The following is a 1225-nucleotide window of genomic DNA, read 5'->3' as shown; positions in this document are numbered from 1 at the left end:
TTCCGAACGTAGCCAACCAGCCATGCCCCTGGCGGGACAACTGGCACACCAGAGGTTCGTCCGTCCCGGTCCTCTCGTACTAGGGACAGCCTTCCTCAAGTTTCTAACGCGCGCGGCGGATAGAGACCGAACTGTCTCACGACGTTCTAAACCCAGCTCGCGTGCCGCTTTAATGGGCGAACAGCCCAACCCTTGGGACCTACTCCAGCCCCAGGATGCGACGAGCCGACATCGAGGTGCCAAACCATCCCGTCGATATGGACTCTTGGGGAAGATCAGCCTGTTATCCCCGGGGTACCTTTTATCCGTTGAGCGACACCGCTTCCACATGCCGGTGCCGGATCACTAGTCCCGACTTTCGTCCCTGCTCGACCTGTCAGTCTCACAGTCAAGCTCCCTTGTGCACTTGCACTCGACACCTGATTGCCAACCAGGCTGAGGGAACCTTTGGGCGCCTCCGTTACATTTTGGGAGGCAACCGCCCCAGTTAAACTACCCACCAGGCACTGTCCCTGAACCAGATCATGGTCCGAGGTTAGAGGTCCAATACGATCAGAGTGGTATTTCAACAACGACTCCACCCATACTGGCGTATGAGCTTCACAGTCTCCCACCTATCCTACACAAACCGAACCGAACACCAATACCAAGCTATAGTGAAGGTCCCGGGGTCTTTTCGTCCTGCCGCGCGTAACGAGCATCTTTACTCGTAATGCAATTTCGCCGAGTCTGTGGTCGAGACAGCAGAGAAGTCGTTACGCCATTCGTGCAGGTCGGAACTTACCCGACAAGGAATTTCGCTACCTTAGGATGGTTATAGTTACCACCGCCGTTTACTGGGGCTTAAATTCTCAGCTTCGCGGAGTAAACCCCGCTAACCGGTCCTCTTAACCTTCCAGCACCGGGCAGGCGTCAGTCCGTATACATCGTCTTACGACTTCGCACGGACCTGTGTTTTTAGTAAACAGTCGCTTCTCTCTGGTCTCTGCGACCACCCCCAGCTCGGACCGCAAGGGCCGTCACCGGGCGTGGTCCCCCTTCTCCCGAAGTTACGGGGGCATTTTGCCGAGTTCCTTAACCACAGTTCTCTCGATCGCCTCGGTATTCTCTACCTGACCACCTGTGTCGGTTTGGGGTACGGGCCGTGTACCAACTCACTAGAGGCTTTTCTCGGCAGCATAGGATCACTGAATTCCCCTCAACGGGTACGCATCACCTCTCAGGC

General features: G+C 56.1%; 1 rRNA gene. It reads right to left on the bottom strand.

Annotation, left to right across the window (positions count from 1 at the left end):
- Positions 1–1225, bottom strand: a 23S ribosomal RNA gene (locus NVV99_RS26250); the annotation flags it as partial.

It is taken from the genome of Rhodococcus sp. PAE-6, from assembly GCF_025290685.1.
Lineage (GTDB): Bacteria > Actinomycetota > Actinomycetes > Mycobacteriales > Mycobacteriaceae > Rhodococcus > Rhodococcus pyridinivorans.
The sequence above is the reverse complement of the archived record's forward strand: the minus strand, read 5'-3'. Positions and strand labels throughout refer to the sequence as shown.